The 6,721-nt window shown below is 38.3% G+C and carries 4 protein-coding genes; 3 read left to right on the top strand and 1 reads right to left on the bottom strand.

The window, feature by feature from the left end:
- Positions 1 to 442 precede the first annotated feature (442 nt).
- On the bottom strand, positions 443 to 856 hold the full coding sequence (locus tag KO502_RS05260) for a hypothetical protein (RefSeq protein ID WP_216021522.1): 414 nt from the start codon (positions 854 to 856) through the stop codon (positions 443 to 445).
- Between the two features lie 327 nt (positions 857 to 1,183).
- On the opposite strand from KO502_RS05260, the gene KO502_RS05255 reads away from it, so the two are divergent.
- Genes KO502_RS05255 through KO502_RS05245 form a run of 3 tightly spaced genes read left to right on the top strand, consistent with a single transcriptional unit; the run spans position 1,184 to position 6,645 of the window.
- The gene (locus KO502_RS05255; RefSeq protein WP_216021521.1) at positions 1,184 to 3,535 is read left to right on the top strand and encodes a TonB-dependent receptor; all 2,352 of its coding nucleotides are present in this window, start codon (positions 1,184 to 1,186) and stop codon (positions 3,533 to 3,535) included.
- 34 nt (positions 3,536 to 3,569) lie between these two features.
- Positions 3,570 to 5,735, top strand: a complete 2,166-nt coding sequence (locus KO502_RS05250; RefSeq protein WP_216021520.1) for a bifunctional TVP38/TMEM64 family protein/FAD-dependent oxidoreductase — start codon at positions 3,570 to 3,572, stop codon at positions 5,733 to 5,735.
- A 1-nt stretch (position 5,736) separates the two neighbouring features.
- Positions 5,737 to 6,645, top strand: coding sequence for a DUF547 domain-containing protein (locus KO502_RS05245; protein WP_216021574.1), 909 nt, complete (start codon positions 5,737 to 5,739; stop codon positions 6,643 to 6,645).
- The last annotated feature ends 76 nt before the right edge of the window (positions 6,646 to 6,721 follow it).

Genomic DNA, 6,721 nt, shown 5'->3' with positions numbered 1-6,721 from the left:
GCTGAGTGGGAAAGAACTTAATCAAATTGGTATAAGTCCATTTCAACATTAATAAATGAATTTAATATTGGACGTATTCTTAGAGGTACCGGATCATATTCATGGCGCTCGCGGTATTTGTTATTAGCGATGATATATAAATTAGTTTCTACTTTGGCATCTACATTTTATTGTTTTCACTTTGTAAAGAAATACAGCTATGTTTCAGTTATTTGTTTATGTTAAATAATCTATTTAGGGATATATTTAGAAGTAGGGGATTTGTTGAAAGGTATTTCTTATCGCTATTTTGATAAAGGTGAACACTGGTGTTCACCTTTATAGCCGTTACCATTCAAGGTGCATCTTTCAGAGTGCTTGAGCAATTTCAATTTAAGGCGCTGTGACGACGGAATGGTTATTCCCACTGAAGTCGAGCACTTTGAATGATAACGGGTATAAGCTATTTAACTGTAAATTTAACATCTTGTTCACGTAACAAGTAAAGTGCAAAACATGCTGCCAACATTGGCCACGCAGTAAAGAATAATAAGTTATTAAAACCATCAAGATATTGATTATAAGAAGAGAACGTCGACATTGCATGCATAATAAAAATAATGCCGTAGCTAAAACGCTTTTTGAAGCCCATTAAAAAAGCAAGTACAAGTATCAGTTGTAAAGCACCTAAAATATAGGCCACCATGTCACTAGAGCCAGCTATACCGTAAAACTTTTCAAATATTTTAGTACTGTGCCCAGGATTAAAAAACTTATCTAAAGTCCACATAATCATCACGATAAAAACACCAAGGCGAAGCGAAAATAAAGACCATTGCAAACGGTTTTGTACATCTGAACTCATTGAGTTACTCATAAACTTTCCTAAATTAAAAACAAATTAAAAATAATAAACATCAGGATGATTAAGACCGACTGTTTGATTTTTTATTTCAAAATAATATATTTTTAATTAAGCACTGAAAAATACAATAGGATCTCCAATACAATTTTTTGTGGTTTTATTTAACCTGTTTATAAAAACATTTTAAAAGGGCTTTAAATAGGGCTCTAAGGAGGGCTTTAAAGAGGGCTTTAAAGAGACCTCCAAAGAGGGCTTTAAAAATGTTTTGAAAGTTATTTCCTATGCTTAAGGTCTTAATGCTCATAACAGAGTAAATAAAATAATTGTAGAGAGTAAAATTTGAGACTAACCTATTTGATTACCTCAATAGCAGTGGCGTTACACACCCCACTTGCTGTTTATGCAGCAGATAAGATTAATGATAAGTCGTTAGAAGTAATTGAGGTGGTAGGTCAAGTTAATCATTCTCAAGGCTTGTCAGTGAAAGATGCCACTGTTGATGGCCCTTTTGGCGACAGCGTTGCATTGCAAGAAATTGCTCGCGCTATAACGCCTATTTCAAGTGAACTGATTGAACAACTCAACATTACCACCTTGCAAGATGTATTAGCCATTAGCCCAAATACATACTCTGCCAGTGGTTTTGGCGCACCGAGTTTGCCAACTATTCGCGGTCAATTAGGTGAACTCTTTCAAGATGGTACCCGCAGGCAAGCAGGTAATAATGGTTTTGGTGTGCCATTATCGTTTAATTCAGTACAAACGATTGATGTGGTAAAAGGTGCTCCGCCAGTTCTGTTTGGCTCAAGCCAGCGTAATGGTGGCTTCGTAAATTTACAATCTAAAACCGCTGCAACAGATGAAAGTAAAGGCAGACTAGCGTTATCGGCAGGACAATGGGATCAATACAGTGCTCAAATTGATTACAGTACGCCAATTACTAAAGATGAAAGTGCATTTAGAATAAGTGCAGAACACATAGATAACGGTAGTTATTATGATTATTCTGCTTTGCAAAGTGACAGTATATTTACCGCGTTTCGGTTATTTCCCGATGATAAAAGTAGTTTGGATATAAACTTTGAGTACTACCAAGTAGAGTTTACTGATAACGCCGGTATTAATAGGCCAACTCAAGCCTTAATTGATGATGGTTTATACATTACCGGACAAGGTGTGCAAAGTAATGGCAGCACAATACCTGCGGCAGGCTCGATAGTGTCTCCAACGGGGCAAGTGAAAATTGATAGAAGTACTGTCTTAACTGATCCTGACAATCAAAATGAAGCAACAACCTACTTATTACACAGTATTTATAAACGTGAACTTTCTGCTCAAACTTCATTTAAAAATATTACCTATTATCAGCATTTAGAACGTGAAGAAGTTGCCCAAAATAGTTTTGTCGAAATTATTGATGGTGCCTATACTGCACAAAACCGAGCCGAATTAAGTTACCAATGGAATAACCAGCAACAAACTATTTTTGCTTTTGATGTTCGCTATAATAAAGTGCTTGGCTTTAGTCAATTTACTACCGAAGCAGACTCTCCTATCGATTTAACTGGGCCAGTATCAAATCGTCGTATTCCTTTAACGGCAGCACAACAAGCGCGTTTAGTTGAATTACAACCTGGTGTTTTTGTTTCACCGGGTGCTCAGTACGATATTAATAACGATGGTAATGGCGATTTTAATTTATCAGATACAACTAACTCTACTTCGTGGCAAACAGGTTTTGCTATTCAACATGATTCCGACTGGAGCGACAGTTTACATACCACTATTGGTTACCGTGTTGATTTTTACGATGTCAAAGCAAGCGATCCGCTAGCGCCACAAGGGCAAATCGCCGCGAGTGATAGCATTAACGAAACCTTACACTCAGGACAAATCAGTTTTAGTTATGCGATGAGTACAGATTTTACTGTGTACGGTACGGGTAGTTATAACGAAGCCACCTCAAACAGTATGGCTGGCGGCACGGCATTAGGTAGCGATAACCTGATCAGCGCACAAAACTTTGCTACCGAAAATACCTTAGTTGAGTTCGGCTTAAAATATGCGCCTGCAAGTAATAATTGGTATGCAGATGGCGCGCTATTTAGTCAACGTCGCAGTTTACGTAATCGTGATGGTAGCAATACGGGTATTCGCACCGAAGGCTTTGAAAGCCAAATATTTTATGATGCGCATCCGTTTTGGTTAAGTGCAGGTTATAGCTATATTAAGGCAAGATACGACAATTCAGCCAGCAGCCAAGACTCCGCGCAAATTGCTGATGCATTTGATAACTCTCGCCCTGATATTATTGCCGGCACGGGTATTGGTGCGCCTAACTATAGTGTTTTTGCCCCGTCAAATGCGCAAGTACAAGGTATTCCAGAGCAAGCATTTAGTATTAATGGCAATTATTCACTTACTGATGAATGGCAAGCGGGTTTTTCCGGTCTATATACCAGTAGTTACCCATTAGACTTTTTAGGGACAGTAACCATTCGCGATCAGTACACCTTAAACATCAATACCAGCTACGCGATAATGGCAAAAACGAAACTACGTTTGGATATTAATAATGTCACTAATCAAAAAAATTGGCGGCCGGTATTTGAAGGTGGCTATTTTGGCGCAACCTTAGTATTTCCAGAGCTACCTATTAATGCCCAGTTAACGCTAACGCACACATTCTAAGTAAACCCTTACGGAATAATATAAAGAGAGATACATGCTTAAAAAAATAACAATATTAGTGATTGCATCGGCGTTAATAAGTCTATTCTTTCATTTTAACCTCAACCAACTACTAACATTGGAAGGCTTAAAAGGCTCAATGACTGAATTTAGTGAATGGCGAGTACAATCACCGTTACTTGTTATTGGTGGATTCTTTTTACTTTATGTTGTTGTTACCGCGCTTTCTTTACCCGGTGCGGCTATTCTAACGCTAGCAGCAGGGGCTTTATTTGGTTTAGGTGAAGGTTTACTGGTTGTATCATTTGCATCAAGTATTGGCGCAACACTGGCTTTTTTAGTTTCACGTTACTTACTGCGCGACACCATTAAAAATCGATTTCCAGAACGTTTAGCTGCCATTGATAAAGGGGTTGAAAAAGAAGGTGGTTTTTATTTATTTACGTTGCGTTTAGTACCGGTATTTCCTTTCTTCTTAATTAACTTATTGATGGGCGTTACTGCAATTAAATCTTGGACTTTCTATTGGGTAAGTCAACTTGGTATGTTGGCCGGTACTTTTGTCTTTGTAAATGCCGGAACACAGCTTGCTCAAATTGAAAGCCTGTCAGGTATTTTATCTTTTAATTTAATCCTATCGTTCGCTTTATTAGGCTTTTTCCCACTGATTGCTAAAGGAATTTTGAACATGTTTAAAAAACGTCGCGTTTATAAAAATTACAGTAAACCTAAAAAATTCGATCGTAATATGATTGTTATTGGCGCAGGTGCTGGCGGTTTAGTTACCAGTTATATTGCCGCGGCGGTCAAAGCTAAAGTAACGTTAATTGAAGCCGGTGAAATGGGCGGTGATTGTTTAAATTATGGCTGTGTACCAAGTAAAGCTATTATCAAAAGTGCGAAAATAGCTGAGCAAATTCGTCATGGCGAAAACTACGGTTTAGAAAATGCTACACCACAGTTTGCATTCAAAAAAGTAATGGCACGAGTTCATAAAGTTATTGCTGATATTGCTCCGCACGATAGTGTTGAGCGCTACACTAACTTAGGGGTCGATATTGTTAAAGGTTATGGTAAATTAATTGACCCGTGGACAGTTGAAATAAGGCTTAATGATGGCGGCACACAAACCCTAACAGCCCGTACTATTGTAATTGCTACCGGCGCAGGTCCATTTATTCCGCCATTACCTGGAATTGAAGAAACTGGTTACGTTACTAGCGATACGTTATGGACTAAATTTGCAGGATTAGATGAAGCACCTAAAAAGTTAGTGGTATTGGGTGGTGGTCCTATTGGTAGTGAATTGGCACAAAGTTTTGCCCGTTTAGGCTCTAATGTGACCCAAATTGAAATGGCTGATCGCATCATGATCAAAGAAGATCTTGAAGTCTCAACATTTGCTCATCAAGCACTTAGTGAAAGTGGCGTGAACATTTTAACCTCTCACCAAGCACTGCGTTGTGAAACTCGAGAAGGCAAAAAATACATTATTGTTAAGCGCCTTAAAGAAAACGGTGAACAAGAAATTGAGATTGAATATGATGAATTGCTATGTGCTGTTGGTCGCAGCGCTCGCCTTAAAGGTTATGGCCTTGAAGAGTTAGGCATAGAAACTAATCGTACAGTGGTTACTAACGAATATTTAGAAACGCTTTATCCTAATATTTATGCTGCGGGCGATATTGTTGGTCCTTATCAATTTACTCATGTTGCCGCCCATCAAGGTTGGTACGCTGCGGTAAACGGATTATTTGGTCATCTTAAAAAGTTCAAAGTTGATTATCGTGTGATCCCGTGGACGACCTTTATTGATCCTGAAGTGGCGCGTGTAGGCATTAATGAACAAGAAGCCAAAGAGCAAGGCATAGATTATGAAATAACACGTTTTGATTTTGAAGAATTAGATCGCGCTATCACTGACAGTGCTACGAAAGGTTTTATTAAAGTGATCACCCCTAAAGGTAAAGACAAAATATTAGGTGTAACCGTTGTATCTGAACATGCGGGTGATTTAATAGCCGAGTTTGTGTTGGCCATGAAGCACGGTTTAGGGCTTAATAAAATCTTAGGTACTATCCATAGTTACCCAACGTGGGCAGAAGGTAACAAGTACGCAGCCGGCGAGTGGAAACGCAATCATGCACCGCAAACTGTATTAAAGTGGCTTGAAAAATATCATACCTGGCGCAGAGGCTAATATGCTTAAAGTACTTACCTTGGGTTTGGCACTGCTGGCAATATCATTTGTGGGTAGTGCGCAAAATACGATAAGCAATGCTTCAAATACTATGCCTGTTGCGGTTAAAGGTATGCATGATAGTTGGAGCAACTTGCTAAATAATAATGTGATCACTATTAACAACGGTCACAGTACTGCCGTTGATTATCTAGCAATGCAAAAACAGCATACAGAATTAACTGATTATTTAGCTATGTTAACCGCAGTAACGCAAAGTGAATTCGATAGTTGGAACAAGCCGAAACAATTGGCATTTTTAATCAATGCTTATAATGCCTGGACGGTAGGGTTAATTGTTTCAAATTTAAATAGTAAAGATAACGCTACTCATAGTGTTAAGTCGATTAAAGATTTAGGCAGTTTTTTTAGCTCACCGTGGAATAAAGACTTTATTCCTTTATTAGGTAAAATACGCAGCCTTAATGATATTGAGCACGGTTTAATTCGCGGCGCCGTTGATAAACAAGGCAATGCAACCTATAACGATCCGCGCATTCATTTTGCGGTAAATTGTGCCAGTATTGGTTGTCCAGCTTTACGTGAAGAAGCCTATACTGGCGATAAGTTAAGGCAACAACTTGAGCAACAAACCGTACGATTTTTATCTGACAGTTCTCGTAACTTTGCGAAAGGTGATAATTTGAATGTGTCATCTATTTTTAAATGGTATGGCGATGATTTTACCAAGGGCTTTAATAATGCTAATTCTTTAGAAGCGTTTTTTCTGCTTTATGGCCAAGCACTTAATTTAACTTTAGCGCAAAAACAGGCACTTAATAGTGGTGATATGGATATTAACTTTTTGGACTATAACTGGGACTTAAATAGCGGAAAAACCAACAACAGTGACTTAAATGCCAGTCATTAAATTTTTTGCTATTTATTGTGGCAAGCTTAACTTAGAAAACCTTAAGCTCAACTTCGGAGAAATCAAGCTTAGCCGT

It is taken from the genome of Colwellia sp. E2M01, from assembly GCF_018860585.1.
In the GTDB taxonomy this organism is placed as follows: Bacteria; Pseudomonadota; Gammaproteobacteria; order Enterobacterales; family Alteromonadaceae; genus Colwellia.
Note: the sequence above shows the minus strand (reverse complement) of the source record. Positions and strands in the feature narration are given on the sequence as shown.

Excerpts from the sequence above, each read along its gene's own strand:
- KO502_RS05250 (WP_216021520.1), top strand. The coding sequence starts at position 3,570 with ATGCTTAAAAAAATAACAATATTAGTGATTGCATCGGCGTTAATAAGT.
- KO502_RS05245 (WP_216021574.1), top strand. The coding sequence starts at position 5,737 with ATGCTTAAAGTACTTACCTTGGGTTTGGCACTGCTGGCAATATCATTT.
- KO502_RS05260 (WP_216021522.1), bottom strand. The coding sequence starts at position 856 with ATGAGTAACTCAATGAGTTCAGATGTACAAAACCGTTTGCAATGGTCT.